29 protein-coding genes are annotated in these 23915 nt (G+C 58.7%); 20 read left to right on the top strand and 9 right to left on the bottom strand.

The features are described 5' to 3' along the window. The first annotated feature begins 5 nt into the window (after positions 1-5). From B723_RS20245 to B723_RS20235, 3 genes are all read left to right on the top strand, one after another. A complete protein-coding gene (locus B723_RS20245) occupies positions 6-878 on the top strand; it encodes a LysR family transcriptional regulator (RefSeq protein ID WP_017338619.1) in 873 nt (290 codons plus the stop codon). Between the two features lie 115 nt (positions 879-993). Further along, on the top strand, positions 994-2529 hold the full coding sequence (locus tag B723_RS20240; RefSeq protein WP_017338618.1) for an EAL domain-containing protein: 1536 nt from the start codon (positions 994-996) through the stop codon (positions 2527-2529). Between the two features lie 234 nt (positions 2530-2763). Continuing rightward, entirely contained in the window at positions 2764-3129 is a 366-nt protein-coding gene (locus B723_RS20235) for a histone-like nucleoid-structuring protein, MvaT/MvaU family (protein WP_008075430.1), read from the top strand. Positions 3130-3294: 165 nt separating this feature from the next. Here the strand turns inward: B723_RS20235 and B723_RS20230 are convergent, their stop codons facing one another. Further along, the gene (locus B723_RS20230; protein WP_017338617.1) at positions 3295-3819 is read right to left on the bottom strand and encodes a DUF4946 domain-containing protein; all 525 of its coding nucleotides are present in this window, start codon (positions 3817-3819) and stop codon (positions 3295-3297) included. Between the two features lie 144 nt (positions 3820-3963). Here B723_RS20230 and gloA point away from each other — a divergent pair, with 144 nt between their 5' ends. Beyond that, a complete protein-coding gene (gene gloA, locus B723_RS20225) occupies positions 3964-4485 on the top strand; it encodes a lactoylglutathione lyase (RefSeq protein WP_017338616.1) in 522 nt (173 codons plus the stop codon). Positions 4486-4634: 149 nt separating this feature from the next. Here the strand turns inward: gloA and ahpF are convergent, their stop codons facing one another. The 3 genes from ahpF to B723_RS20210 form a co-directional block, all read right to left on the bottom strand. Then, a complete protein-coding gene (gene ahpF, locus B723_RS20220) occupies positions 4635-6200 on the bottom strand; it encodes an alkyl hydroperoxide reductase subunit F (RefSeq protein ID WP_017338615.1) in 1566 nt (521 codons plus the stop codon). A 123-nt stretch (positions 6201-6323) separates the two neighbouring features. Next, entirely contained in the window at positions 6324-6887 is a 564-nt protein-coding gene (gene ahpC, locus B723_RS20215) for an alkyl hydroperoxide reductase subunit C (protein WP_017338614.1), read from the bottom strand. A gap of 138 nt (positions 6888-7025) precedes the next feature. Further along, positions 7026-7964 carry a site-specific integrase gene (locus tag B723_RS20210; RefSeq protein WP_017338613.1) on the bottom strand — a complete coding sequence of 313 codons (939 nt, stop codon included), beginning with the start codon at positions 7962-7964 and terminating at the stop codon, positions 7026-7028. A 177-nt stretch (positions 7965-8141) separates the two neighbouring features. On the opposite strand from B723_RS20210, the gene B723_RS20205 reads away from it, so the two are divergent. Continuing rightward, on the top strand, positions 8142-9152 hold the full coding sequence (locus tag B723_RS20205; RefSeq protein WP_017338612.1) for a DNA-binding protein: 1011 nt from the start codon (positions 8142-8144) through the stop codon (positions 9150-9152). Here B723_RS20205 and gorA read toward each other — a convergent pair. Then, on the bottom strand, positions 9149-10507 hold the full coding sequence (gene gorA, locus B723_RS20200; protein ID WP_017338611.1) for a glutathione-disulfide reductase: 1359 nt from the start codon (positions 10505-10507) through the stop codon (positions 9149-9151). The genes B723_RS20205 and gorA overlap by 4 nt on opposite strands. Before the next feature lie 130 nt (positions 10508-10637). Continuing rightward, the gene (gene galU / locus B723_RS20195) at positions 10638-11477 is read right to left on the bottom strand and encodes a UTP--glucose-1-phosphate uridylyltransferase GalU (protein ID WP_017338610.1); all 840 of its coding nucleotides are present in this window, start codon (positions 11475-11477) and stop codon (positions 10638-10640) included. A 280-nt stretch (positions 11478-11757) separates the two neighbouring features. On the opposite strand from galU, the gene B723_RS20190 reads away from it, so the two are divergent. Together B723_RS20190 and B723_RS20185 are read left to right on the top strand one after the other, a co-directional pair. Then, positions 11758-11946: a hypothetical protein gene (locus B723_RS20190; protein WP_017338609.1), complete on the top strand. Its 189-nt coding sequence runs from the start codon at positions 11758-11760 to the stop codon at positions 11944-11946. A gap of 140 nt (positions 11947-12086) precedes the next feature. Next, entirely contained in the window at positions 12087-12368 is a 282-nt protein-coding gene (locus B723_RS20185) for a hypothetical protein (RefSeq protein ID WP_017338608.1), read from the top strand. Positions 12369-12380: 12 nt separating this feature from the next. Here B723_RS20185 and B723_RS20180 read toward each other — a convergent pair whose 3' ends face one another. After that, entirely contained in the window at positions 12381-12611 is a 231-nt protein-coding gene (locus B723_RS20180) for a hypothetical protein (protein ID WP_017338607.1), read from the bottom strand. Positions 12612-12682: 71 nt separating this feature from the next. Continuing rightward, positions 12683-13042, bottom strand: coding sequence for a hypothetical protein (locus tag B723_RS20175; protein ID WP_017338606.1), 360 nt, complete (start codon positions 13040-13042; stop codon positions 12683-12685). 212 nt (positions 13043-13254) lie between these two features. On the opposite strand from B723_RS20175, the gene B723_RS20170 reads away from it, so the two are divergent. From B723_RS20170 to ada, 6 genes are all read left to right on the top strand, one after another. Next, complete coding sequence (locus B723_RS20170; protein ID WP_017338604.1) at positions 13255-13557, top strand: DUF1883 domain-containing protein; 303 nt, start codon at positions 13255-13257, stop codon at positions 13555-13557. 35 nt (positions 13558-13592) lie between these two features. Then, on the top strand, positions 13593-13763 hold the full coding sequence (locus B723_RS33390; RefSeq protein ID WP_162491062.1) for a hypothetical protein: 171 nt from the start codon (positions 13593-13595) through the stop codon (positions 13761-13763). A gap of 125 nt (positions 13764-13888) precedes the next feature. Next, positions 13889-14389, top strand: coding sequence for a methylated-DNA--[protein]-cysteine S-methyltransferase (locus B723_RS20165; RefSeq protein WP_017338602.1), 501 nt, complete (start codon positions 13889-13891; stop codon positions 14387-14389). After that, on the top strand, positions 14386-15090 hold the full coding sequence (locus B723_RS20160) for a 2OG-Fe(II) oxygenase (RefSeq protein WP_017338601.1): 705 nt from the start codon (positions 14386-14388) through the stop codon (positions 15088-15090). Before B723_RS20165 ends, B723_RS20160 begins: the two co-directional genes overlap by 4 nt. Before the next feature lie 4 nt (positions 15091-15094). Further along, a complete protein-coding gene (gene alkB / locus B723_RS20155; protein ID WP_017338600.1) occupies positions 15095-15760 on the top strand; it encodes a DNA oxidative demethylase AlkB in 666 nt (221 codons plus the stop codon). Positions 15761-15846: 86 nt separating this feature from the next. Then, positions 15847-16890 carry a bifunctional DNA-binding transcriptional regulator/O6-methylguanine-DNA methyltransferase Ada gene (gene ada, locus B723_RS20150; protein ID WP_017338599.1) on the top strand — a complete coding sequence of 348 codons (1044 nt, stop codon included), beginning with the start codon at positions 15847-15849 and terminating at the stop codon, positions 16888-16890. A 13-nt stretch (positions 16891-16903) separates the two neighbouring features. Here ada and B723_RS20145 read toward each other — a convergent pair whose 3' ends face one another. Beyond that, complete coding sequence (locus tag B723_RS20145) at positions 16904-17887, bottom strand: MDR family oxidoreductase (protein ID WP_017338598.1); 984 nt, start codon at positions 17885-17887, stop codon at positions 16904-16906. Positions 17888-18084: 197 nt separating this feature from the next. Here B723_RS20145 and B723_RS20140 point away from each other — a divergent pair, with 197 nt between their 5' ends. From B723_RS20140 to B723_RS20110, 7 genes are all read left to right on the top strand, one after another. Then, positions 18085-19149: an NAD(P)H-dependent flavin oxidoreductase gene (locus tag B723_RS20140; protein WP_017338597.1), complete on the top strand. Its 1065-nt coding sequence runs from the start codon at positions 18085-18087 to the stop codon at positions 19147-19149. Between the two features lie 265 nt (positions 19150-19414). Next, complete coding sequence (gene modA / locus B723_RS20135; RefSeq protein ID WP_017338596.1) at positions 19415-20182, top strand: molybdate ABC transporter substrate-binding protein; 768 nt, start codon at positions 19415-19417, stop codon at positions 20180-20182. Beyond that, entirely contained in the window at positions 20183-20863 is a 681-nt protein-coding gene (modB, locus tag B723_RS20130; protein WP_017338595.1) for a molybdate ABC transporter permease subunit, read from the top strand. It begins immediately after the preceding gene. 3 nt (positions 20864-20866) lie between these two features. Then, on the top strand, positions 20867-21946 hold the full coding sequence (gene modC, locus B723_RS20125) for a molybdenum ABC transporter ATP-binding protein (RefSeq protein ID WP_017338594.1): 1080 nt from the start codon (positions 20867-20869) through the stop codon (positions 21944-21946). 75 nt (positions 21947-22021) lie between these two features. Beyond that, the gene (locus B723_RS20120; protein ID WP_017338593.1) at positions 22022-23062 is read left to right on the top strand and encodes a DNA topoisomerase IB; all 1041 of its coding nucleotides are present in this window, start codon (positions 22022-22024) and stop codon (positions 23060-23062) included. Positions 23063-23133: 71 nt separating this feature from the next. Further along, a complete protein-coding gene (locus B723_RS20115; protein ID WP_017338592.1) occupies positions 23134-23355 on the top strand; it encodes a hypothetical protein in 222 nt (73 codons plus the stop codon). Positions 23356-23469: 114 nt separating this feature from the next. Beyond that, a complete protein-coding gene (locus tag B723_RS20110; RefSeq protein ID WP_017338591.1) occupies positions 23470-23700 on the top strand; it encodes a hypothetical protein in 231 nt (76 codons plus the stop codon). Positions 23701-23915: the final 215 nt, after the last annotated feature.

Below are 23915 nucleotides of genomic sequence, written 5' to 3'. Positions count from 1 at the left end.
CACTCATGACCCTCACCCAACTGGAGATCTTCTCGCTGGTGGCCGAACTTCACGGCTTCACGGCGGCAGCCCATCGTCTGGGAATTTCGCAATCTGCCGTGTCTCACGCCCTCAAGTCTCTGGAGCAGGAGTTGGGCGTCGAACTGCTGCGGCGGCATCAATCCCGGGTCGAACTCAGCGACATCGGCCAACAGCTGTTGCTGCGCGCTCGGACGATGCTCGGGCTGGCCAACACCTTGCGGCAGGAAGCGGCCGATGCCCGCGGCATGAAACGCGGCACGCTGCGCATCGGCTCGTTCGGTCCGACCTCGTCGATCAAGTTGTTGCCAAAGATCCTGCAGCACTACCGCGCCGCTCACCCTGGCATCGAGGTCCACATTGATGAAGGTCCCGACCGCCAGGTGATCCAGTGGCTGGAAGAACGACGCATCGACATCGGCTTTGTGGTGTTGCCCCAGGAGCGCTTCGACACCTTCGCACTGATCGAAGACCAAATGGTCGCGTTACTGCCCGCCGATCATCCGCTGGCGGATCGCGAAAGCGTGAGCCTGGACGATTTGTGCCACGACCCCTTCGTGCTGACCGAAGCCGGTTCTTCGGAACTGGTATCGCGGTTATTCAGTGCCGCGCGACTGACACCTAACATTCGCTTTCGCTGCTCGCAACTGCTGAGCACGCTGGACACTGTGGCTCGAGGGGATGCCTTGACGGTGGTCGCTGAAGGCTCACTGCCCGATCACCACGATGATCGCTACGTCAAAAAACCGCTGTTGCCAGCGGTCGCTCGCCAGGTGGGTCTGGCGGTGCTCGACCGGCGCCAGTCTTCACCGGCAGCGCTGGCCTTTATCAAACTGGCTACAAGTCTGGACTTGCGTTGAACGGCACAAGCCTTGAAGGCCAACTATCATGGCCTCTGACCGAACTCTTCATGGGAGGCATGCCGTTGTCCTGCCAGCATTTGAGAGCCCTATTTCATCGTTACAGGTTTCGCGAATGCCTCTGACTGTCAAAACTCGCCGCAAACGTGGCACCCGGATTGTCGTGACGGTATTGAGCGGTTTGCTCCCGATACTGCTGGGGGTCGCCATTCTTTACTGGCAGGCTGAACGTGCACTTTCGCAAAACGCCCAACTGACCGCCGAAGAAGCCATCCGCCAATTCGAGCTGATGCTCGACAACACCGCCCAGGCCGCTCGCGAGTTATTGCCGCTGGCCGGCCAATCCTGCAACGACGTCAAACTGGCCTTGCGCGAACAGGTCACCCGCCGTCCGTTCGTGCGCTCGACGAATCTGGTCTGGGACGACAACCTCTATTGCAGTTCGTTGTTTGGTGACTATCAGGAAAAGGTCAACGCCGGGGACTACGCCCAAGGCAGGTTATGGCTCATGAACGGCAACCCCGTCACGCCCAATACCGCGTTGCTGGTGTACCGGCTCAGCGAAGGAAAACAGGGAGCGCTGAGCACGCTGGACGGTTATCACTTGAGTAACGTCTTGCGCCTGATTGGTCGTAAGACATTGCTGATGCTGCAAGTCGGTCCAAGCTGGTTGTCGGCTGACGGCAAGGTTCACGAAGACGCCCCGCCCGCCCTGCCCGTCGCTGAAAGCAAAATGATGTCCTCGCGTTACGCCTTCACTGTCGCGGCGGGTTTCCCTGAGGGCGAGACCTGGCGCTACATGAGCAGCGAGTATCCGCCGCTGTTCAGCTTGCTGATCTTTTTTGGCGTCGTGTCCGGCCTGATTGGGCATGTTGTGCAAAAGCGTTCGACTTCACCCAGTCATGAACTGCAGCGTGCACTGGAGGCGGCGGAGTTCGTTCCGTATTTTCAGCCGGTGGTGCATGGCACGAACAAGAAGTGGTCCGGCACCGAAGTGTTGATGCGCTGGAATCATCCGAAGGAAGGCCTGGTGCGCCCTGACCTGTTCATCCCGTTTGCCGAGCACTCCGGCCTGATCGTACCGATGACTCGCTCACTGATGCAGCAAACGGCGCAATGGCTGGGGCCTGTCTCTTCCACGTTCGAGGAGCCGTTTCACATCGGCATCAACATTACGGCCAGCCACTGCAAGGACCTGGAACTGGTCAAGGATTGCACGGAGTTTCTCGGTGCCTTTACGCCGGGCTCCGTCCACCTGGTGCTGGAACTGACCGAGCGCGAACTGATCGAGCCCACCGCTATCACGTTGCAGTTGTTCGAGCAGCTTCACGCGCTGGGTGTGATGATCGCCATCGACGACTTTGGCACCGGTCACTCAAGCCTGGATTACTTGCGCCAGTTCAACGTCGACTTCCTGAAAATCGACCAGAGCTTTGTCGCCATGATCGGCGCTGACGCCCTTTCCCGGCACATTCTGGACAGCATCATCGAACTCTCGGCCAAGCTCGATCTGGGCATCGTTGCCGAAGGCGTGGAAACCGAAGAGCAAAGTGCTTACCTCACGGCTCATGGTGTGAACTTCTTGCAAGGTTATCTGTTCGGACGGCCGATGCCCGGCGCCGACTTCATTGATGCATTAAGTCACCATTAACTAGCGTCGTTATGCGTCAAGAAAACGAGGTCGCGCACCGATTTGAATCAAAAAACTACTGTTGTTACATGAAGAAAAAGTCAGGATTTACTCTTTGCCCATTAACTACTACAATTTTTCGTACCTGCGCTAGATTGGCAGGCGAGCCATTTATCACCGAGTCGCTTCAAGGCTCTTGGCTTATAGCTTTGTTTGCGGTTGGTATCAGCCAAACACACTATTGGAGTAAAGATATTGTCCAGACTCGCTGAATTTCGTGCAGCTGAAAAGGCCCTTCAAGAACAGCTCAAGCAGCTGGAATCCCTGAAGAACGATGCCGGGCTCAAGAAAGAAATCGAATTCGAAGAAAAGCTCCAGGGGCTGATGAAAACCTATGGCAAGAGCCTGCGCGACATCATCGCCATTCTCGATCCGAACCCGGCAAAATCCGGCCTGCAACAGGCCGCTGCGCCTAAAACCCGCCGCGCCCGCGTGGTCAAGGTTTATCAGAACCCGCACACCGGTGAACTGATTGAAACCAAGGGCGGCAACCACCGCGGCCTGAAAGCCTGGAAGGAACAATACGGTGCTGCCACCGTTGATTCCTGGCTGCGCGGCTAAGCACTCGCGGTGAAAAAAAGCCCTGCCTTGCGCAGGGCTTTTTTCATGGACGCCTTCCAGATGCAACGATTGGAATCGATAAACTCGCTACTTGCCGATTAACTTTGGGTTTAATCCCTTCGGGTATCTAAAGATTGCGAAATGCACGACCGCGCAAACCTTTAACTAAAGTTTCAAGCTGTTACGAGCAACCTCTATTTCATCCAGGCTTGCCTTATAAGCCTCGGCCTGCCCCGCGTACGAAAGAACATAGGCCTTATCGGCATCCACTGCGGCGACCAATGTTTGCGACAGCACATGTCGACCGTTTTGGGTGATCGTACAGGTAGTTTCCAGTGCCGATAGCCGACTCAAGGTTGCCGCATGGATTTTGTTGCAGACGCTTTGATAGCCGCCCTGGAGAAAATCCTTCTGCACCGACTTGCGCATCTCCAGCAACACGCCTTCCAGATTCACCTGATGACCGCTTTCCACTGTCGTCATGGTCAACTCCATCACCATCACCGGCGTGCCACCCTGATCATTCTTCACCGCGCGCTGGCGGGAGACCTGAGGCTTGGCATCATCCTGCGGGATCGCTTCAACTTCCCAGCCATCTGGCCACGTCACGATCGGCGCCTCTGCATGAGCGCAAGCCATGCCTGACAGCAGGCCAATCAGAACGAACAGCGATTTACAGAATCGGATCATTGCAAGGAATACTCACGGATTGAGCCGCAAAGTCTGAGCCTCGCCCGGCTGTCAGGCAATAGCCGACGGTTTGGGTTTGGTGATGCCTGCGCCCTTGCGTATCATTATCGCCATCGTTAGCCCCACTTATTGTCCGGAGGGCCCATGAGCCTGCACGAATTGAACACTTTCCCGGGTGTGACCGCCCAACCTGATACCGCCACCCAGAAGTTCGTCTTCAACCACACCATGCTGCGGGTCAAGGACATCACCAAGTCCCTGGATTTCTACACGCGCATCCTCGGTTTCTCGCTGGTGGAAAAACGCGACTTTCCGGAAGCCGAGTTCAGCCTCTATTTCCTGGCGCTGGTCGATAAAGACCAGATCCCGGCCGATGCCGCCGCCCGTACCGAGTGGATGAAGTCGATTCCCGGCATTCTCGAGCTGACCCACAACCACGGCACCGAAAACGACGCGGATTTTGCCTACCATAACGGCAACACCGACCCACGCGGCTTCGGCCACATCTGCATCTCGGTGCCGGACATCGTCGCTGCGTGCGAGCGTTTCGAAGCGTTGGGCTGCGATTTCCAGAAGCGCCTGAACGATGGCCGCATGAAGAGCCTGGCGTTCATCAAGGACCCGGATGCCTACTGGGTCGAGATCATCCAGCCCGCGCCGATGTAAAGCAAAGTCAAAAGATCGCAGGCTTCGCCAGCTCCTACAGAATCACGCACGACTTGGCTCTTGCAGGAGCTGCCGCAGGCTGCGATCTTTTCGACAGACACAAAAAACCCCATGATCACTCATGGGGTTTTGTGTTTTCGGCATCCGGTTTATGCCGGCGCGGAAGTCCTGATCAGGTGATCGAAGGCGCTCAGAGAAGCCTTGGCGCCCTCGCCCACGGCAATCACGATCTGCTTGTACGGCACGGTCGTCACGTCACCGGCAGCAAACACACCTGGCAGCGATGTCTCGCCACGCGCATCGACGATGATCTCGCCACGCGGCGACAGCTCGACGGTGCCTTTGAGCCAGTCGGTGTTCGGCAGCAAACCGATCTGCACGAAGATGCCTTCGAGGTTGACCGTGTTGAACTCACCCGAATCGCGATCCTTGTAGACCAGGCCGGTCACTTTCTGGCCGTCGCCCTTCACTTCACTGGTCAGTGCGCTGGTGATCACATTGACGTTCGGGAGGCTGAACAACTTGCGTTGCAGCACGGCATCGGCGCGCAGCTTGCTGTCAAACTCCAGCAGCGTGACGTGGCTGACAATACCAGCCAGATCGATCGCGGCTTCAACACCGGAGTTCCCGCCGCCGATCACCGCGACGCGCTTGCCTTTGAACAGCGGGCCGTCACAGTGCGGGCAGAAACACACGCCTTTGGCTTTGTATTCCTGCTCCCCCGGCACGCCCATTTCACGCCAGCGCGCGCCTGTGGCAAGGATCAGCGCTTTGGTTTTCAGGCTGGCACCGCTTTCGAAGCGGACTTCATGCAACTCGCCAGGGTTTTTCGCCGGGATCAGCGCGGTCGCCCGTTGCAGGTTCATGATGTCGACGTCGTACTGCTTGACGTGTTCTTCGAGCGCGCTGGCCAGCTTCGGCCCTTCGGTTTCCTGTACGGAAATGAAGTTCTCGATGGCCATGGTGTCGAGCACCTGCCCACCAAAACGCTCAGCCGCCACGCCAGTGCGAATGCCTTTACGGGCGGCGTAGATCGCCGCCGATGCACCGGCCGGGCCACCGCCGACCACCAGTACGTCAAAGGCTTCCTTGGCGTTGATCTTCTCGGCTTGGCGTTCGGCACCACTGGTGTCGATCTTGGCGAGGATTTCTTCCAGGCCCATACGACCCTGGCCGAAAATCTCCCCGTTCAGGTAAATGCTTGGCACGGCCATGATCTTGCGATCATCGACTTCGGCCTGGAACAGCGCGCCATCGATAGCGACGTGGCGAATGTTCGGGTTCAGTACCGCCATCAGGTTCAGCGCCTGGACCACGTCCGGGCAGTTCTGGCAGGACAGCGAGAAGTAAGTCTCGAAGCTGAACTCGCCTTTGAGCGAGCGGATCTGTTCGATCACTTCCGCGCTGGCTTTTGACGGGTGGCCGCCGACTTGCAGCAAGGCCAGCACCAACGAGGTGAATTCGTGGCCCATCGGAATGCCGGCGAAACTCAGGCTGATATCGGCACCGGGACGGTTGATCGAGAACGATGGCTTGCGTGCGTCGTCACCGTTGTCGAGCAGGGTAATCTGGGTGGAAAGACTGGCAACGTCTTTCAGCAGTTCGAGCATTTCCTGGGATTTCGCACCGTCGTCGAGGGATGCAACGATCTCGATCGGCTGGGTGACCCGTTCCAGGTACGATTTCAACTGGGCTTTAAGATTGGCGTCCAACATACGGGCGATTTCCTTTATTCGTGTCGAAAAAAAACGCCCGAGCGAATCTCGCCCGGGCGTTTTTATTGGGCGGTTGCAGCTTACTTAGGTGCGGAAACCCGCCCTGATGATGCTTTCACAGACTTAGATCTTGCCGACCAGGTCCAGGGACGGAGCCAGAGTGGCCTCGCCTTCTTTCCACTTGGCTGGGCAAACCTGGCCTGGGTGAGCAGCGACGTACTGGGCAGCCTTGATTTTGCGCAGCAGCTCGGAAGCGTCACGGCCAACGCCGCCATCGTTCAGTTCAACGATTTTGATCTGGCCTTCCGGGTTGATCACGAAGGTGCCACGGTCAGCCAGACCGGCTTCTTCGATCAGCACGTCGAAGTTGCGGGAGATAGCGTGGGTCGGGTCGCCGATCATGGTGTACTGGATTTTGCCGATGGCTGGCGAAGTGTTGTGCCAGGCAGCGTGAGCAAAGTGGGTGTCAGTGGAAACGCTGTAGATTTCGACGCCCAGTTTCTGGAACTCGTCGTAGTTGTCAGCCAGGTCTTCCAGTTCGGTCGGGCAAACGAAGGTGAAGTCGGCTGGGTAGAAGAAAACCACAGACCACTTGCCTTTCAGGTCAGCGTCCGAGACTTTTACGAAGTCGCCATTTTTGAAGGCGTCAGCTTTGAACGGTTTAACTTGGCTGTTGATGATAGGCATCGGTGACTCTCCGTCATGGGTTAAGAAGTTGATGGAGTGAACTCTACCCACTCGACGCACGGATGGCTCATTGGCAAACTTGATGCTGCTGATGGGTTTTCGCTATTAGCCAGCAGTATTAATAGAAGAAAACGATATCTAGGCCGCCGAGGGCTTTTCAGAAATCCGCGCCATCCCCAGAAACGGATTGGCTTCCACGTAACGCATCGCCGACTTCATGTCCTTCCAGCCCACGTAGCTCATCAGCGATTTCAAGTCCCAGCCACTTTGGTGCGCCCAGGTGGCGAAGCCGCGTCGCAGGGAGTGACTGGTGTACTGCTCGGCCGGGATACCGGCGCGTTCCAGCGCCTGGCGCAATAACGGAATGACGCTGTTGGCGTGCAACCCCTCCTCGCTCAAATGCCCCCAACGATCGATGCCACGGAATACCGGCCCGCGCACCAGCGCCGCTTCGCTGATCCAGGCGATGTATGCCTGCACCGGACACAGACGCTGCAATGCCGGCGTCTGGTAGGTCTTGCCGAGGTTATCGCGGTCGCTCTTGCTCCGCGGCAAATAGAGGGTGATGCCGGAGCCCGCGCTGGCCTGCACGTGTTCGATTTGCACGCGGCACAACTCATCGCTGCGAAAACCGCGCCAAAAGCCCAACAGGATCAGCGCGCTATCGCGCCGGGCTCTCAACAGGGCCGGTTGATCATGTTGTGATTTCGCGGTTTGTGCTTCCTGCTCCAGCCAGGCAACCACTTGCTCCAGATGCTGAAGCTGCAATGGCTCGGCCTGTTTCTCCTGGGCCGGGTGCAGTGCGCGAATGCCTTTGAAGACCTGGCGCACAAACGGCGCCTTGGTGGGATCGGCAAAGCCCTGACTGTTGTGCCACTGAGCGAGCGCCGACAGGCGCAGCTTCAACGTGTTGATCGACAGCTCCCCGGCGTACGCCACCAGATAGCGCGCGACGCTGTCAGCAGTGGCCGGCAGGAAACCGCCCCAACTCACTTCGAAATGCTCGATGGCCGCTCGATAGCTACGGCGGGTGTTGTCACGCGTGGCGGCTTGCAGGTAGCGATCCAGATCGGTCATGGGCTCACGTCTCGAAGTCGTACGGCTTTTGCGGCGCTAAAGCCGTTCCAAAGCGCATCACATTGGGTAATACCAGTATATCCCGTATCAATAATTTACATTTATTGAGTTATTACCATGCATGGTACACTGTCGTTTTAGTGGTATGTACCACAGTACGAAATCGTAGGAGAACACATGGCTCGTGGCGGTATAAACAAAGCAGTGGTTCAAACGGCGCGTCTGGCTATCCTCGCCCGCGGAGAACACCCGAGCATCGACGCTGTACGTATCGAGATGGGTAACACGGGCTCAAAAACCACCATTCACCGGTATTTGAAGGAACTGGACGATGGCGTCGAGCCCGCCGCACCCTCCTCTGAACCCATCGATGACGAACTGACAGGGCTGGTCTCGCGCCTCGCGCAACGCCTCAAGGAACAGGCGCAGGCGCCCATCGATCAGGCTCGCGAGAAGTTCGAGCAACAACGAAAAGCGCTGGAAATCCAGCTGACTGACGCGCAAGAAGCCAACAGCGAATTACAGCAGCAGTACGAGCTTCAAACCCTGGCGCTGACACAGGAATCCGACACCCTGCAAAACACCCTGTCCATGCTGCAGACCGAGCAAACCCGCAACGCCGGGCTGAACCAGGCGCTGGCGGACTTCGAGTTGCGCTTGCAGGACAAGGACGAGCAGATCCGCTCTCTTGAGGAAAAGCACCTGCACGCCCGCGATGCGCTTGAGCACTATCGCAATGCCGTCAAAGAGCAGCGCGAACAGGAGCAACGACGCCACGAAGGCCAGGTGCAGCAGATCCAGATGGAATTGCGCCAGGCCCAGCAAAGCGCCCTCGTACGCCAGGATGAAATCACCCAACTGCACCGTGACAACGAGCGCTTGTTGACTGAAAACCGTGGCACGCTACGGGAACTGAGCCTGCTGCAGGAACAGCTCAAGCAAATCCACACCCGTCAGGATCAATTGCTGGAACAGGTCAACCGCATCGACAGCGAACGCACCCTCCTCCAGGAACGCCTGCGCGCAGCCCTGCTGGAAAGCCAGTCGCTGAAACAGAGCGTCGAGGAGCAGTCGCAGGTAAACAAAGCGCTGGAAGTTGAACTGCTCAAGACTCAGGCGAGCCTCGATGAAAGCGTGCGCCTGGCGGCTGTCGTTGCGACAGCGCCAGACGCAGCCAAGGCCGATTAACCTGCGACCGGCGTACGCATCGTAACGAACTCTTCGGCGGCCGTCGGGTGTACGCCGATGGTTTCGTCGAAGTCGCGCTTGGTGGCGCCCGCCTTCAGGGCGATTGCCAGCCCTTGGACGATTTCGCCGGCATCCGGCCCGACCATGTGACAGCCAAGCACCTTGTCGGTCTTGCCGTCCACCACGAGCTTCATCAGCGTGCGCTCCTGGCACTCAGTCAGGGTCAGCTTCATCGGGCGGAAACGGCTTTCGAAGGTCACCACGTCGTGGCCGGCTTCGCGAGCCTCTTCTTCGGTCAGGCCAACGGTGCCGATGTTCGGCAAGCTGAACACCGCGGTCGGGATCATCTTGTAATCCACCGGACGATATTGCTCAGGCTTGAACAAGCGTCGCGCCACGGCCATGCCTTCGGCCAGTGCAACCGGCGTGAGCTGGACCCGACCAATCACATCGCCAAGGGCAAGGATCGACGGCTCGGCGGTCTGGTATCGCTCATCGACCTCGACGAAACCTTTCTTGTCGAGTTTGACGCCAGTGTTTTCCAGCCCAAGGTTGTCCAGCATCGGGCGGCGGCCGGTGGCGTAGAACACGCAATCGGCTTCCAGCTGGCGACCGTCCTTGAGCGTCACTTTCAGACTGCCTCCGGTCAGTTTTTCAATGCGCTCGATGTCGGCATTGAATTGCAGGTCCATGCCACGCTTGGTCAGCTCTTCCTGCAAGTGCTTGCGCACCGCGCCGTCAAAGCCGCGCAGGAACAGGTCACCGCGATACAACAACGTGGTCTGGGCGCCCAGGCCGTGGAAGATCCCGGCAAACTCGACGGCGATGTAACCACCCCCCACGACCAGCACGCGTTTTGGCAACTCTTTGAGGAAAAACGCCTGGTTGGAGCTGATCGCATGCTCGTGCCCCGGAATCTCCGGGATTTGCGGCCAGCCGCCAGTAGCGATCAGGATGTTCTTGGCGGTGAAACGTTCGCCATTGATCTCGACGGTATGGGGGTCGACGATTTTGGCGTGGCCTTCATGCAGGGTCACACCACTGTTCACCAGCAGGTTGCGATAGATACCGTTCAGGCGATTGATCTCGCGATCCTTGTTGGCGATCAGCGTTGCCCAATCGAACTTCGCCTCCCCCGGCGTCCAGCCAAAACCCGAAGATTGCTCGAAGTCTTCGGCGAAGTGCGCGCCGTAGACCAGCAATTTCTTCGGCACGCAACCGACGTTCACACAGGTGCCACCCAGGTAGCGGCTCTCGGCCACGGCCACTTTCGCGCCAAACCCGGCCGCAAAACGCGCAGCCCGCACACCGCCGGAACCGGCGCCAATCACATAAAGGTCAAAATCGTAGGCCATTTTCAATCTCCTCGGCAGGCAAACAGCATACCCGCAGACGTCCGTTGGGCAAGCGCTGCAAACGATATGGGGTCGGAAAATGAAAAAGCCACCCGAAGGTGGCTTTTCAATACAGGCAGGTCAAACGCTATCAGTAAGCCTTGCCCGTCTTGTAGAAGTTCTCGAAGCAGAAGTTGGTCGCTTCGATGTAGCCTTCAGCGCCACCGCAGTCGAAACGCTTGCCCTTGAACTTGTAGGCAATCACGCAACCGTTCTTCGCCTGTTTCATCAGGGCGTCGGTGATCTGGATCTCGCCACCTTTGCCTGGCTCGGTTTGCTTGATCAGTTCGAAAATGTCCGGAGTCAGGATGTAACGACCGATGATCGCCAGGTTCGACGGAGCGTCTTCCGGGGCCGGTTTTTCGACCATGTTACGAACGCGGTACAGGTCGTCAGCGATCAACTCGCCAGCGATCACGCCGTACTTGTTGGTTTCCAGCGGATCCACTTCCTGGATCGCGACGATGGTGCAGCGATACTGCTCGTACAGCTTGACCATCTGGGTCAGCACGCCGTCGCCTTCCAGGTTGACGCACAGGTCGTCCGCCAGCACCACGGCGAACGGCTCGTCACCGATCAGCGGGCGGCCGGTCAGGATCGCGTGGCCAAGGCCTTTCATTTCGGTTTGACGGGTGTAGGAGAACGAGCACTCGTCCAGCAGCTTGCGGATGCCAACCAGGTATTTTTCCTTGTCGGTGCCCTTGATCTGGTTTTCCAGCTCGTAGCTAATGTCGAAGTGGTCTTCCAGGGCGCGTTTGCCGCGACCGGTGACGATGGAGATTTCGGTCAAACCGGCGTCCAGAGCTTCTTCGACGCCGTACTGGATCAGTGGCTTGTTTACCACCGGCAGCATTTCCTTGGGCATGGCTTTAGTCGCTGGCAGGAAGCGAGTACCGTAACCGGCTGCTGGGAACAAGCATTTCTTGATCATATAAGTCCTTGAAAGGGCTGTGTGTTCGAGTTTCGGCGCAGTCTAATCAGGCCGCGAGCACCTTACAATGCCTCGCGCTGGCTAACCGATGCCATCATAGAGAAATATTCTCGCGGATAGTTCCGCAGATCGCTCCAGTGCCCTTTATAGATAGCAGAGATTCCGACCGGCGCCGACGAATTTGCCGCGCGCAGATTCTCGCCACCATACGCCCATCAGCACCCGTTGCGTCCAATTGGCGCTATCATTGCGCAATTGAACCAGCCAACGAGGCAGATAGATGTCGGTAGCAAAAAGTATCAACGGGTTCCTGATCAATCAGGCGAAAGACGGCCAGTGGTGGGTAGACAGCGCCAGCGGCGAGAATATCGCCGGGCCATTCCCGACCGAAGCGTTGGCGTTTGAAGTGGCGTCCGTATTGGAGCTCGAACACCCGGCCCCTAAGCGTCGCGGTAAAGACAAGTCCTGAGAAGCACCTGACTTAACCCAAGCCCTGCCTCACGCAGGGCTTTTTTTGCGTTTGCCTGCAAAGAAGTGGCCTTTCGCTATAACCTTTTGATTCCGGCGCTGTCACAGGCTTAGCCCCATTATCCTGACGACGACCACAACATGACTAAATTCTTGCCCCTGTTTGCCGTATTGGCCCTGAGCGGCTGCGCAACTTCCGAAACCACCTACTTGAACAACGGCCAGCAAGGCCTGACCATCGATTGCTCGGGAGAAGCCAACTCCTGGGCCACCTGCTATGAAAAAGCCGATGCTTCATGCGCCGGCACCGGCTATCGAATCGTTGGCACTGACGGCACACCTTCAACCAAGGAAAGTGACAAGACCCTGGGCGTCGATGTCGGCAATTACAAAAACCGCAGCGTGGTGGTGGTCTGCAAGTAAGGCGCTTGTGCCCTACATGTGAATTTCAGCGAATTTGATCCCGAGACCGCGTACGGTCTCGATCAGGTCGTCAAGGCGACCGAAGGATTCGACTTCATCGTTGTCATCCACCAGAAAATAACTGCGCCCGGCGCTTTTCTTGAAAAACACGATCCATTCCCCCGGGTCCGCCGGATTCTGAATCACATGGGTAGCAGAGATTTGACCCTCTGCATGCCGCTCCCGTACCTGCTCTCGCTTCATGCTCGACTCCAGAAATGACAATGCCGCCAAGCGCTGCTTTGGCGGCATCGGTGCTGACTGTCGCTAGTTTATCAGCCGGAGATACACGCGGTGGCAGCATTGCGCACATCCATCGGGCGTAATGGCACATTGGAAATGCGTTCGTGCAGCTTGATGCTGCTGCCGCTGGAACGCTCTTCAATATCGAATACGGCCGCCGGGCCCGAGGAGAACTTCTGCGGCACGATGACCCGCACGCCTTCTTTCTCCTGCGGCTCGACTTGCAGGGCCCCGCGACTGCTGGCCAGTTTTTCGGTCAGGCACTGCGCGTATTCATTGGGCTTCTTGCCGGAAATCACATTCATGGTGGGCAGCGACTCGTTGATTTCCGAGACACTTGCACAACCACTCATCGCCAATGCAAACGGCAAGACCCATGCACCCCACTTCATACAAAACCTCCGATAAAGACCCTCCGACAGCACAAATGCTGGTTTTCTCCGAGGCTCACTGCTTTTATCGCTCATGGAATTCCGAATAACTGTTTTTAATTGTCAAAGCACACCCCGACGACCGGATAATAACCTGTTCGGGCTGATAAACTGCGCCAATCGACCATGCTATCGTTTTGATTTTGTAGAAAAAGCCCTTCTGGAGGCGCCTCATGAAATTTATCCACCAGCGCGAGCACCTCAATGAAGACGACATCGTCGTCATCCAGTGCTCCCAAATGTGCAACATCCGCTTGATGAACGACGCCAATTTCCGCAGCTTCAAGAATGGCGGCCGTCACACTTACCATGGCGGTGCTTTCGACACCTTCCCGGCCCGCATTACTGCACCGAGTACCGGTTTCTGGAACATCACCATCGACACCGTCAACCGTCGGCCGATCAGCGTAACCCGCAAACCGACCCTGACTCACTCGATCAAGATCATCCGCCGCTCCACCTCAAAACTGAGCTGAGCGACGCCCGACACGACTATCAAGCAGGTATGACCGTGGCCCAAACGACCAAGTACGTCATCAAATACAAACTCAACGGCGAACGCCGTTTCGAATTCGCCCAACTGGAAAACGGCACCGAAGCCGAAGCCAGGGCCGCGCTGGACGCGATTCATGGCCAGAGCGAAGACGTCATCAGCGAGATCAGCGTCAGCAAAGCGCTGTAACGGGATTCGGAGCGACAATGTGGACGTCTGCTCCATCCGTTGAATTCGACCGCAAGCCCCGGAGTGTTCACCCCGGCAGCGCTCCCTAGACTGGCCACCTCGACCTTTGGTTAAGGAGTCAGAACATGTCTACCTCCCCGATTCGTTTCATCAGCGGCACTTCAAGCCTTGGCATCCTGCTGCTGGCCGCCAGCGCGCAGGGATTGTGCGCGTTGCTGCTCGGCGATGACCTGGAGACGCTGGAACGCGACCTAGCACGGCGATTTCCCGGCCAGCCCCAACGTGATGAAGGCTTGATGCCGGCGTTGGAACACACCCTCCGCTATCTCGACAACCCTCTGACAGTGCTCGATTTGCCACTGGACCTGTCGGGTAGCGTTTTCCAGCAGCGCGTCTGGGAAGCTTTGCGCCAAATCCCGCTCGGCCAAACCGTCAGTTACCAGCGGATCGCCCGTCAACTGGGACAACCCAAAGCGTTCCGGGCCGTGGCCAATGCCTGCGGCGCGAACCCGCTGGCAATCATCGTGCCCTGCCATCGGGTACTGCGCCAGGATGGCAGCCTCGGCGGTTACCGCTGGGGCCTGGAGCGCAAGCGGCAACTGTTGGAACGCGAGGCGCAGCAATGATCGAGCACTTTCTGGATGCACTCGATTGGGCAACACTGGAGCAACAACTGGATCAGGATGGTTGCGCGATCATCCGCTCGCTGATCAGCAGCGAGACGTGCGATGACATCAGTGCGCTGTACGCCCGATCCGAACCGTTCCGCTCGCACGTCATGATGGCTCGTCACGGCTTCGGCCGTGGCGAGTACAAATACTTCCGCTATCCGTTGCCAGAGATCATCGCCACATTGCGCAAATCGCTCTACCCTCGGCTGGTGCCGATCGCCAACCGCTGGTACGAGCAAATGGACTTGCCGGTCCGTTTCCCTGATACGCAGGCGGCGTTCCTTGAACGCTGCCACGCCGCCGATCAGGTGCGTCCAACGCCGCTGTTGCTGCAATATGGGCCACAGGACTACAACTGCCTGCATCAGGATCTGTACGGCGAACACGTTTTTCCGCTGCAAGTGGCGATTCTTCTGTCAGAGCCGGGCGAAGATTTCACCGGCGGCGAGTTTGTCCTGACCGAACAACGCCCACGGATGCAGTCGCGCCCCCAGGTCATTGGATTGAAAAAAGGTGACGCGGTGATCTTTGCCGTCAACCAGCGACCGGTCAAAGGCGTTCGCGGCTATTACCGGGTCACCCTGCGCCACGGAGTGAGTCGCCTGCACAGTGGAAAACGGCATACCCTTGGCATCATCTTTCACGACGCGTTATGACCTTATGAACCCGATCACTCTCGATCTGTTTGCCGACCCAGAGCCCGAACAGCAACCTCGGCGCGAGCAAATTGGCGAAAAGTCCTACGTCTTGAGAGGCTTTGCCCTGCCTTGGCTGGAGCAATTACTGTCTGCGCTCGAGACGGTTCTGGCAGCATCGCCGTTCCGGCACATGATCACGCCCGGCGGCTTTACCATGTCAGCGGCCATGAGCAGTTGCGGCACATGGGGGTGGACCACCGACCGCAGCGGTTATCGCTATTCCCGTCATGATCCACGGACCGACGCCCCCTGGCCGGAAATGCCGCCGGTCTTTCTTGAGCTCGCACAGGCCGCGGCGCTCGAAGCCGGTTTTGCCGATTTCATGCCGGATTCTTGCCTGATCAACCGCTATATCCCTGGCGCGAAGATGTCATTGCACCAGGACAAGGACGAAGCGTCCTACGCAGCGCCGATCGTTTCGGTGTCGCTGGGCCTGCCGGCGATGTTCCTGTTCGGTGGTTTTGAACGCAGCGACAAAAGTCAGCGGGTACCGGTGTTCCATGGCGATATCGTGGTCTGGGGTGGCGTCGATCGCCTGCGTTATCACGGGGTCTTGCCGATCAAGGAGGGCCAGCATCGGCGCATGGGCGAGCAACGGATCAACTTTACGTTTCGTACCGCACAGTGAGCCCGCGAATTTGACCGCAAGACCCGGAGTGCAACGACCCTGCCGGCTGATTACTCTGAATCAAACGGGTCAACGGACATGAAGCCATGACAACCACCGAGAACGATCCCCGCTGGGCCGCCGTCGTCGCCCGGGATCCCCGCGCTGACGGGCAGTTTGTGTACGCGGTGAAAACCACCGGCATCTACTGCCGCCCCAGCAGCCTGGCGCGTTTGCCGAAGCCGCAGAATGTCGAGTTCTTTGACACGGCCGAACAGGCCCAGGCAGCGGGTTACCGCCCAAGCAAACGAGCGGCGAAGGATCAAAGTGATGTCGCCGCGCAACATGCCGCGACCGTCGCCGCTGCTTGTCGTCAGATCGAAACAGCCGAGCATCTGCCGGCGCTGAGTGAACTGGCCGACGTCGCGGGCCTGAGCAGTTTTCACTTTCACCGTGTGTTTAAAGCCGTTACCGGACTGACACCCAAGGGCTACGCCACAGCCCACCGTTCACGCAAGGTTCGTCAACGGCTAAGCGGTGGAGGTTCGGTGACCGAGGCTTTGTATGACGCCGGTTTCAACTCCAACAGCCGTTTTTATGAGGCGGCGGATCAGCTGCTGGGCATGAAACCCGGTGACTACCGCGCGGAAGGCCAGAACAATGACATTCGATTCGCCGTTGGCCAGTGTTCACTGGGGGCGATTCTGGTGGCGCAGAGCGTACGCGGTGTTTGCGCGATTCTACTGGGTGATGACCCGCACCAACTGGTGTGCGACCTGCAAGACAAGTTTCGGCGAGCCAACCTGATTGGCGCCGATCATGAGTTCGAGCAACTGATCGCCAAGGTCGTCGGTTTTATCGAAGCCCCGGCCATTGGCCTGGATTTACCGCTGGACGTTCAAGGCACGGCATTTCAGGAGCGCGTCTGGCAGGCGTTGCGGGAGATTCCTGCAGGCAGCACTGCCAGTTACGCGGATATTGCCCAGCGCATCGGTGCACCGAAAGCGGTGCGCGCCGTGGCCCAGGCCTGCGGCGCGAACAGTCTGGCGGTGGCGATCCCGTGCCACCGCGTGGTGCGCAGCGATGGCAACCTGTCGGGCTATCGCTGGGGGGTGGAGCGCAAGCGGCAGTTGCTGGAACGCGAAAGCTGAAAGATCAAATCTTTTAGCGATTCACATCCACCACCACTCGACCGCGCAGCTGACCCGCAAGTAATCGTGGCGCGGCTTCTATTGCTTCACTCAAACCGATTTCGTGACTGATCAGCGGCAGCAAAGCGAAGTCCAGATCCTTGGCCAGGCGATTCCAGGCGAGCACTCGTTTGGCTTTGGGCTGGGTCACGCTGTTGATCCCGGCCAGTGTCACGCCACGCAAAATAAACGGGGCAACGGAGGCTGGAAAATCCATGCCTTGCGCCAGGCCACATGCAGCGACAGTGCCGTTGGCCTTCGTGCTGGCACAGGCGTTGGCCAGGGTGTGACTGCCGACCGAGTCGATCACGGCCGCCCAACGCTCCTTGGCCAGCGGCTTGCCCGGTTCCGACAGCGTAGCGCGGTCGATGATTTCGCTGGCCCCCAACTGCTTGAGGTAGTCGTGCTCGGAGGTACGACCAGTGGACGCAACCACCCGGTAACCGAGCTTGCTCAGCAACGCGATGGCGAAACTGCCTACACCGCCGTTGGCGCCCGTGACCAGGACATCGCCCTGCTCCGGCGTCACGCCGTTATGCTCCAGCGCCAGAATGCTCAGCATCGCCGTGTAGCCGGCCGTGCCGATGGCCATTGCCTGGGCAGGGGTGAATTCCGGGGGCAATGGAATCAGCCAGTCGCCATTCAAGCGCGCCTTCTGCGCCAATCCGCCCCAATGCCCTTCGCCTACACCCCAGCCATTGAGTACGACCTGATCACCGACCTTGTAGTCCGGATGCCCACTGACTTCGACAGTCCCCGCCAGATCGATGCCCGGCACCATCGGGAATTTTCGCACCACCGGGCTGCTGCCGGTGATCGCCAGACCGTCCTTGAAATTCAGCGTGCTGTACGCCACTCGCACGGTCACATCGCCCTCGGGCAGTTGATCGTCATTGATCTCTTGCAGTGTGGCCCGGTAACCGCTGTCGTCTTTGTCGATCAAAATGCCTTGGAACATTGTCGTCTCCTAATCGAATCACACCATTGTGGTGCAGTTGAAATATCACACTGCACCATTTTGTCGTACCCGACTTTATGCCAATCCGAGTGTTCCCATCACCGTGCGATTGACCCCCATGCAAAAATCGATTGGTCGTGAGCCCGGCATTGCTGGTACAAAACCCGTTCCTGTTGTGACACCGGAGAACCTTGCAAATGAGCCAATGGCCAGACACCCGAATTCTTGATCTGCTGGGGATCGAACTGCCCATCATCCAGGCGCCGATGGCTGGCGCCACCGGGTCGGCCATGGTGATCGCGGCGAGCAACGCCGGTGGCCTGGGCTCGATGCCTGCGGCGATGCTCAGCACCGAGCAGTTGCGCGAAGAATTGAAGACGATCCGCCAACACACTCAACGCCCTTTCAATGTCAATTTCTTCTGTCACCAACCACCGGCAGCCGACGAGCAACGCGCTCGAGACTGGAAGAATCTGCTGGAACCTTATTACCGGGAACTGGGGGTGGACTTCGACGCGCCGACGCCGGTGTCCAATCGCGCCCCCTTCGATCACGCGACTTGCGAAGTGATCGAAGAATGTCGCCCCGACGTGGTGAGCTTTCACTTCGGCCTGCCCGAAAAATCCCTGCTGGATCGCGTCAAGGCCACCGGCGCAAAGGTGCTGTCGTCAGCAACGACCGTCGAAGAAGCGATCTGGCTTGAGCAAAACGGTTGTGACGCAATCATCGCCATGGGTTATGAAGCCGGAGGCCATCGGGGCATGTTCCTCAGCGAGGATCTGAGCAGCCAGGTGGGTGTCTTCGCGCTGGTGCCGCAAATCGTCGACGCGGTGAAAGTGCCGGTGATTGCTGCCGGCGGTATTGCCGATGCACGAGGCGTCGCGGCGGCATTTATGTTGGGCGCTTCAGCGGTGCAGGTGGGTACGGCGTATCTGTTCACACCGGAAGCCAAAGTCAGCGCCTCCCATCACAAGGCATTGCGCACGGCAAAGGAAAGCGAGACTGCTGTCACTAATATTTTCACCGGCCGCCCGGCGCGGGGAATTCTGAACCGGGTCATGCGTGAACTCGGGCCGATGAGCGACAAGGCACCGGCCTTTCCATTGGCGGGTGGAGCGTTGATGCCATTGCGGGCGAAGGGGGAAGCGGATTTCAGCAACCTTTGGGCCGGGCAGGCATTTACGTTGGGGGTAGAGATGACGACGGCGGAGCTGACGCGGCGCTTGGCAGAGGAAGGGTTGGCGAAACTGCTGCGCGTGTAGACACAAAACCTGTGGCGAGGGGATTCATCCCCGTTCGGCTGCGCAGCAGACGCAAAATATTTGGATGTCGGCCGCAAAAGCGGGGCCGCTGCGCGACCCAACGGGGATGAATCCCCTCACCACAGACAAGCTCCCTCGCCACAGAGATTTATTCGTCACCCATGTAATCCAGTTCCAGCACATTCCGTTTGCAGGCAATTCGCTATATATTTAGCTATATAGCGCTGTACCTCCTCGCCGTACTTGCCTGCCACGGAGCCGTTTCATGACCATTCGTGCCTCACGTTTTGCCCCCATCTGCCTGGCGAGCCTGCTCGCAGTGTTCGCCATCGGCGCTGCCCAGGCCGATGAAGTCCAGGTCGCTGTCGCGGCCAACTTCACCGCGCCGATCCAGGCCATCGCTGCCGACTTCGAAAAAGACACCGGGCATAAACTGGTCACCTCCTTTGGTGCAACCGGCCAGTTCTACACCCAGATCAAGAATGGCGCGCCGTTCGAAGTGTTCCTCTCAGCGGACGACACCACCGCGCTAAAACTCGAAGCCGAAGGTGAGACGGTCAAGGGGTCGCGCTTCACCTACGCCGTCGGCACCCTCGCGCTTTGGTCGGCCAAGGAAGGTTACGTCGATGCCAAGGGCAAAACGTTGAGCGACAATCAATACCAGCATCTGTCGATCGCCAACCCGAAAACCGCGCCTTACGGCCTCGCCGCCACCCAGGTACTGGCCAGGCTGGGCCTGACCGACAAGGTCAAAGACAAAATCGTTGAAGGCCAGAACATCACCCAGGCTTACCAGTTCGTTTCCACCGGCAACGCAGAACTGGGCTTCGTCGCCTTGTCGCAGATCTACAAAGACGGCAAAGTGACCAGCGGTTCGGCGTGGATCGTTCCAGCCAGCCTGCACGAACCGATCAAACAAGATGCGGTGATCCTCAACAAAGGCAAGGGCAACCCGGCTGCCAAGGCACTGGTTGACTACCTCAAGGGGCCGAAAGCCGCCGCTGTCATCAAGTCCTACGGTTACCAACTCTAAATGACTCTATCGAGCGCCGACTTTTCCGCGATCTGGCTGACCCTGAAGCTCGCCTCCCTGACGACGGTTATCCTGCTGATCATCGGCACTCCGATTGCGTTGTGGCTGTCGCGCACCCAGTCCTGGTTGCGCGGCCCGATCGGGGCGATCGTCGCCCTGCCCCTGGTGTTGCCACCCACGGTGATTGGCTTTTATCTTTTGCTGGCGTTGGGTCCTAACGGTTTTGTCGGCCACTTCACCCAGTCACTGGGGCTCGGCACCCTGACCTTCAGTTTTGCCGGGTTGGTGATCGGTTCGGTGCTCTACTCGATGCCGTTCGTGGTGCAGCCGCTGCAGAATGCTTTCTCTGCCATCGGCAGCCGTCCGCTGGAAGTGGCCGCGACCTTGCGCGCCAATCCCTGGGACACCTTTTTCAGTGTGATCCTGCCGCTGGCCCGACCGGGTTTCATCACGGCGGCGATTCTCGGTTTCGCCCATACCGTTGGCGAATTTGGTGTGGTGCTGATGATCGGCGGCAACATTCCCGACAAGACCCGAGTGGTCTCGGTGCAAATCTACGATCACGTCGAGGCCATGGAATATGCCCAGGCCCACTGGTTGGCCGGGGCGATGTTAGTGTTCTCTTTCGCAGTGTTGCTGGCGCTCTACTCCAGTCGCAAAACCAGAGCAGGCTGGAGCTGATTGATGATCAAAACGCGTCTGAAACTGAACTACTCGGGGTTCGCCCTGGATGTGGATTTGCACCTGCCGGGCCGTGGCGTCACCGCGCTGTACGGTCACTCCGGCTCAGGCAAAACCACCTGCCTGCGCTGCATTGCAGGCCTTGAACGGGCAGAACAGGGTTTTATCCAGGTCAACGATGAAGTCTGGCAGGACAGCGACAGGAAGATTTTCGTCGCGCCGCACAAGCGCGCGCTCGGTTATGTCTTTCAGGAAGCCAGCCTGTTTCCGCATCTGTCGGTGCTGGCGAACCTGCAATTCGGTCTCAGGCGAATCCCGCAACAACTGCGCCGGGTCGACATGGCTCACGCGACTGAACTGCTGGGCATCGGCCATCTGCTGGATCGTCACCCACAAAACCTCTCCGGCGGTGAACGGCAGCGCATTGGCATCGCCCGCGCCCTGCTGACCAGCCCGAAGCTGTTGCTGATGGACGAACCGCTGGCGGCACTGGATTCGCAACGCAAAAGCGAAATCCTGCCGTACCTGCAACGGTTGCACGATGAACTGGACATCCCGGTGCTGTACGTCAGTCATTCCCAGGATGAGGTGGCTCGGCTGGCTGACCACATCGTCCTGCTCAGCCACGGCAAGGCACTGGCCAGCGGCCCTATCGGTGAAACCCTGGCCCGTCTCGACCTGCCATTGGCGTTGGGCGATGACGCTGGCGTCGTGATCGAGGGCCATGTCAGTACGTATGACGCGGACTATCAATTGCTGACCCTGCAATTACCGGGCGCCGCGCTGAACATTCGCGTGACACACACACCGATGGACGCCGGCCAGGCACTTCGCTGCAAGGTTCAGGCGCGCGATGTCAGTCTCAGCCTGCAAAGCGTCGAGCACAGCAGCATTCTCAATCGTCTGCCGGTGACGGTGGTCAGTGAAATGGGCGCGGACAACGCCGCCCACGTGCTGATTCGGCTGGACGCGGCCGGCACGCCGCTGCTGGCACGGATCACCCGCTACTCCCGGGATCAATTGAACGTGCACCCCGGCCAGCAACTCTGGGCGCAGATCAAGGCGGTGGCGGTGCTGGCGTAAATCCGCTGGCACGTCTGTAAAGGCGTGCGGTCAATGGCTGTAACGGCCCCTGATTCGTTGCCAAGGATTACCGCCATGCCCGATTCCGCATTGCCCGACGTGCTGCCGCCCGACCTGCACTACGTCGACGACACCCAGCCCGGCATCACTCGCAAGAAACTGCGCGGCAAGTTTTGCTACTTCGAACCCACGGGTCAGCGCATCACTGATCCGGACGAGATCAAGCGCATCAACGCCCTCGCCGTCCCTCCGGCCTACACCGACGTATGGATTTGCGCCGACCCGCGCGGGCACCTGCAAGCCACCGGCCGCGATGCCCGGGGGCGCAAACAATACCGTTACCACCCGCGCTGGCGGGAAGTACGCGATGCCGATAAATACTCGCGGTTGCGGGACTTCGGGCTGGCCCTGCCGAAGCTGCGCAAACAGCTTGAAACACTGTTGGAGGCGCCGGGTTTCAGCCGCGACAAAGTCATGGCCACGGTCATTACCTTGCTGGATGCGACCCTGATCCGGGTCGGCAATACGCAGTACGCGCGGGACAATCGCTCCTATGGGTTGACCACCCTGCGCAACCGTCACGTCGAGGTCAACGGCAGTGCGATCCGGTTCCAGTTCCGTGGCAAGAGCGGTGTCGAACACCAGATCACCGTGAAAGACCGGCGTCTGGCGCGAATCATCAAACGCTGCCAGGAAATTCCCGGGCAAAACCTGTTTCAGTATCTGGATGAAAACGGTGAACGGCACACCGTCAGTTCCTCCGACGTAAATGCCTATCTGCAAACGCTGACCGGCGCTGACTTCACCGCCAAGGATTACCGCACCTGGGCCGGCAGCGCCCTGGCATTGGCCGTGCTGCGCGAGTTGCAGTGGGAGCCGGAGTCTGATGCCAAGCGCCATGTAGTGGAAATGGTCAAGAACGTCGCCAGGCAACTCGGCAACACCCCGGCGGTCTGTCGCAAGTGCTATATCCACCCGGCGGTGCTCGACGGCTTTCTGCTGGGGGCATTGGCCGAGTTACCGCGACCCAGAACCCGTAAAGGCCTCAGGGCCGAAGAAGTCGGGCTGGCGATGTACCTGGAACGGATGATCGAGGCGTCTCAACCGACGAACTGACCTGTCCATTTTTTGCACGATCGCGAATGGCTTCTATAGTAGATGTGACAGAAATTAGCTCCGGTGACGCCATGGAAGACATTTTCGTTGTGCAGCGCTGCAACAAGATCATCATTCATGGTCGCCGCGCCGGGGAAGTCGGTCATCCACCACCCGACGCTAAAGTCTGGTATCGCATCATTGATACCCGCACCCGTGGCTTCATTGGCGACGGCTTTGATACTGAAGAAGATGCCCGTCGCGCCTGCCGTCTATACAACGCCCGATCGCAGGTGACGGCCCGACAAGGCTGAAGTCCGGGTCTATACTGAAATGGCTGAGGGACCAGCGACCCCATCGGCAGAAAGCTCGCTCCCAGCGGGCTTTTTGTTGCCAATTGCCAGGTTTCTTGAACGGAGGTGTTTGCCATGTCCGAAAAAGAGTCCATCACCACCCTGCTCACCCTGCTTGATTCCCGCCAGGCTCGCCTGGCCGCGGCGTGCAAGGAAATCGCCGACTGGGTCGATAATCAAGGCGGGCACCCGACCGCCCTCAGAATTCGTGATCGCCTGAACGACATCGAGAAGGATGCGCCACTGATCCGCAGCACGTTGTCCTCGCTCAAGCCTGTCGAACCGCCGCTGCCAAGGTTCAGATGATTCGATCTGGACACCGGACAACGCGTACACGACCTGATTCAGAGCCCATGAACGGCGACATTTTCGTCACCGTGCTCGCGCTTGGCTGATCATTACTGCTGAACCCACCCGGCCTGGCGCCGGGATTTTTTTTGCCCGGCCATTTCACAAAGTGTTCACAAAACAAGCCGTACAGTGAACCTACTCCTTCTGATGAACCCCTTGGCCCGCCCGCA

The sequence above is a fragment of the Pseudomonas fluorescens NCIMB 11764 genome (genome assembly GCF_000293885.2).
GTDB lineage: Bacteria > Pseudomonadota > Gammaproteobacteria > Pseudomonadales > Pseudomonadaceae > Aquipseudomonas > Aquipseudomonas fluorescens_B.
This window is presented reverse-complemented; position numbering and strand designations above follow the sequence as displayed.

Excerpts from the sequence above, each read along its gene's own strand:
- B723_RS20245 (WP_017338619.1), top strand. The coding sequence starts at position 6 with ATGACCCTCACCCAACTGGAGATCTTCTCGCTGGTGGCCGAACTTCAC.
- B723_RS20240 (WP_017338618.1), top strand. The coding sequence starts at position 994 with ATGCCTCTGACTGTCAAAACTCGCCGCAAACGTGGCACCCGGATTGTC.
- B723_RS20230 (WP_017338617.1), bottom strand. The coding sequence starts at position 3,819 with ATGATCCGATTCTGTAAATCGCTGTTCGTTCTGATTGGCCTGCTGTCA.
- gloA (WP_017338616.1), top strand. The coding sequence starts at position 3,964 with ATGAGCCTGCACGAATTGAACACTTTCCCGGGTGTGACCGCCCAACCT.
- ahpF (WP_017338615.1), bottom strand. The coding sequence starts at position 6,200 with ATGTTGGACGCCAATCTTAAAGCCCAGTTGAAATCGTACCTGGAACGG.
- ahpC (WP_017338614.1), bottom strand. The coding sequence starts at position 6,887 with ATGCCTATCATCAACAGCCAAGTTAAACCGTTCAAAGCTGACGCCTTC.
- B723_RS20210 (WP_017338613.1), bottom strand. The coding sequence starts at position 7,964 with ATGACCGATCTGGATCGCTACCTGCAAGCCGCCACGCGTGACAACACC.
- B723_RS20205 (WP_017338612.1), top strand. The coding sequence starts at position 8,142 with ATGGCTCGTGGCGGTATAAACAAAGCAGTGGTTCAAACGGCGCGTCTG.
- gorA (WP_017338611.1), bottom strand. The coding sequence starts at position 10,507 with ATGGCCTACGATTTTGACCTTTATGTGATTGGCGCCGGTTCCGGCGGT.
- galU (WP_017338610.1), bottom strand. The coding sequence starts at position 11,477 with ATGATCAAGAAATGCTTGTTCCCAGCAGCCGGTTACGGTACTCGCTTC.
- B723_RS20190 (WP_017338609.1), top strand. The coding sequence starts at position 11,758 with ATGTCGGTAGCAAAAAGTATCAACGGGTTCCTGATCAATCAGGCGAAA.
- B723_RS20185 (WP_017338608.1), top strand. The coding sequence starts at position 12,087 with ATGACTAAATTCTTGCCCCTGTTTGCCGTATTGGCCCTGAGCGGCTGC.
- B723_RS20180 (WP_017338607.1), bottom strand. The coding sequence starts at position 12,611 with ATGAAGCGAGAGCAGGTACGGGAGCGGCATGCAGAGGGTCAAATCTCT.
- B723_RS20175 (WP_017338606.1), bottom strand. The coding sequence starts at position 13,042 with ATGAAGTGGGGTGCATGGGTCTTGCCGTTTGCATTGGCGATGAGTGGT.
- B723_RS20170 (WP_017338604.1), top strand. The coding sequence starts at position 13,255 with ATGAAATTTATCCACCAGCGCGAGCACCTCAATGAAGACGACATCGTC.
- B723_RS20165 (WP_017338602.1), top strand. The coding sequence starts at position 13,889 with ATGTCTACCTCCCCGATTCGTTTCATCAGCGGCACTTCAAGCCTTGGC.
- B723_RS20160 (WP_017338601.1), top strand. The coding sequence starts at position 14,386 with ATGATCGAGCACTTTCTGGATGCACTCGATTGGGCAACACTGGAGCAA.
- alkB (WP_017338600.1), top strand. The coding sequence starts at position 15,095 with ATGAACCCGATCACTCTCGATCTGTTTGCCGACCCAGAGCCCGAACAG.
- ada (WP_017338599.1), top strand. The coding sequence starts at position 15,847 with ATGACAACCACCGAGAACGATCCCCGCTGGGCCGCCGTCGTCGCCCGG.
- B723_RS20145 (WP_017338598.1), bottom strand. The coding sequence starts at position 17,887 with ATGTTCCAAGGCATTTTGATCGACAAAGACGACAGCGGTTACCGGGCC.
- B723_RS20140 (WP_017338597.1), top strand. The coding sequence starts at position 18,085 with ATGAGCCAATGGCCAGACACCCGAATTCTTGATCTGCTGGGGATCGAA.
- modA (WP_017338596.1), top strand. The coding sequence starts at position 19,415 with ATGACCATTCGTGCCTCACGTTTTGCCCCCATCTGCCTGGCGAGCCTG.
- modB (WP_017338595.1), top strand. The coding sequence starts at position 20,183 with ATGACTCTATCGAGCGCCGACTTTTCCGCGATCTGGCTGACCCTGAAG.
- modC (WP_017338594.1), top strand. The coding sequence starts at position 20,867 with ATGATCAAAACGCGTCTGAAACTGAACTACTCGGGGTTCGCCCTGGAT.
- B723_RS20120 (WP_017338593.1), top strand. The coding sequence starts at position 22,022 with ATGCCCGATTCCGCATTGCCCGACGTGCTGCCGCCCGACCTGCACTAC.
- B723_RS20115 (WP_017338592.1), top strand. The coding sequence starts at position 23,134 with ATGGAAGACATTTTCGTTGTGCAGCGCTGCAACAAGATCATCATTCAT.
- B723_RS20110 (WP_017338591.1), top strand. The coding sequence starts at position 23,470 with ATGTCCGAAAAAGAGTCCATCACCACCCTGCTCACCCTGCTTGATTCC.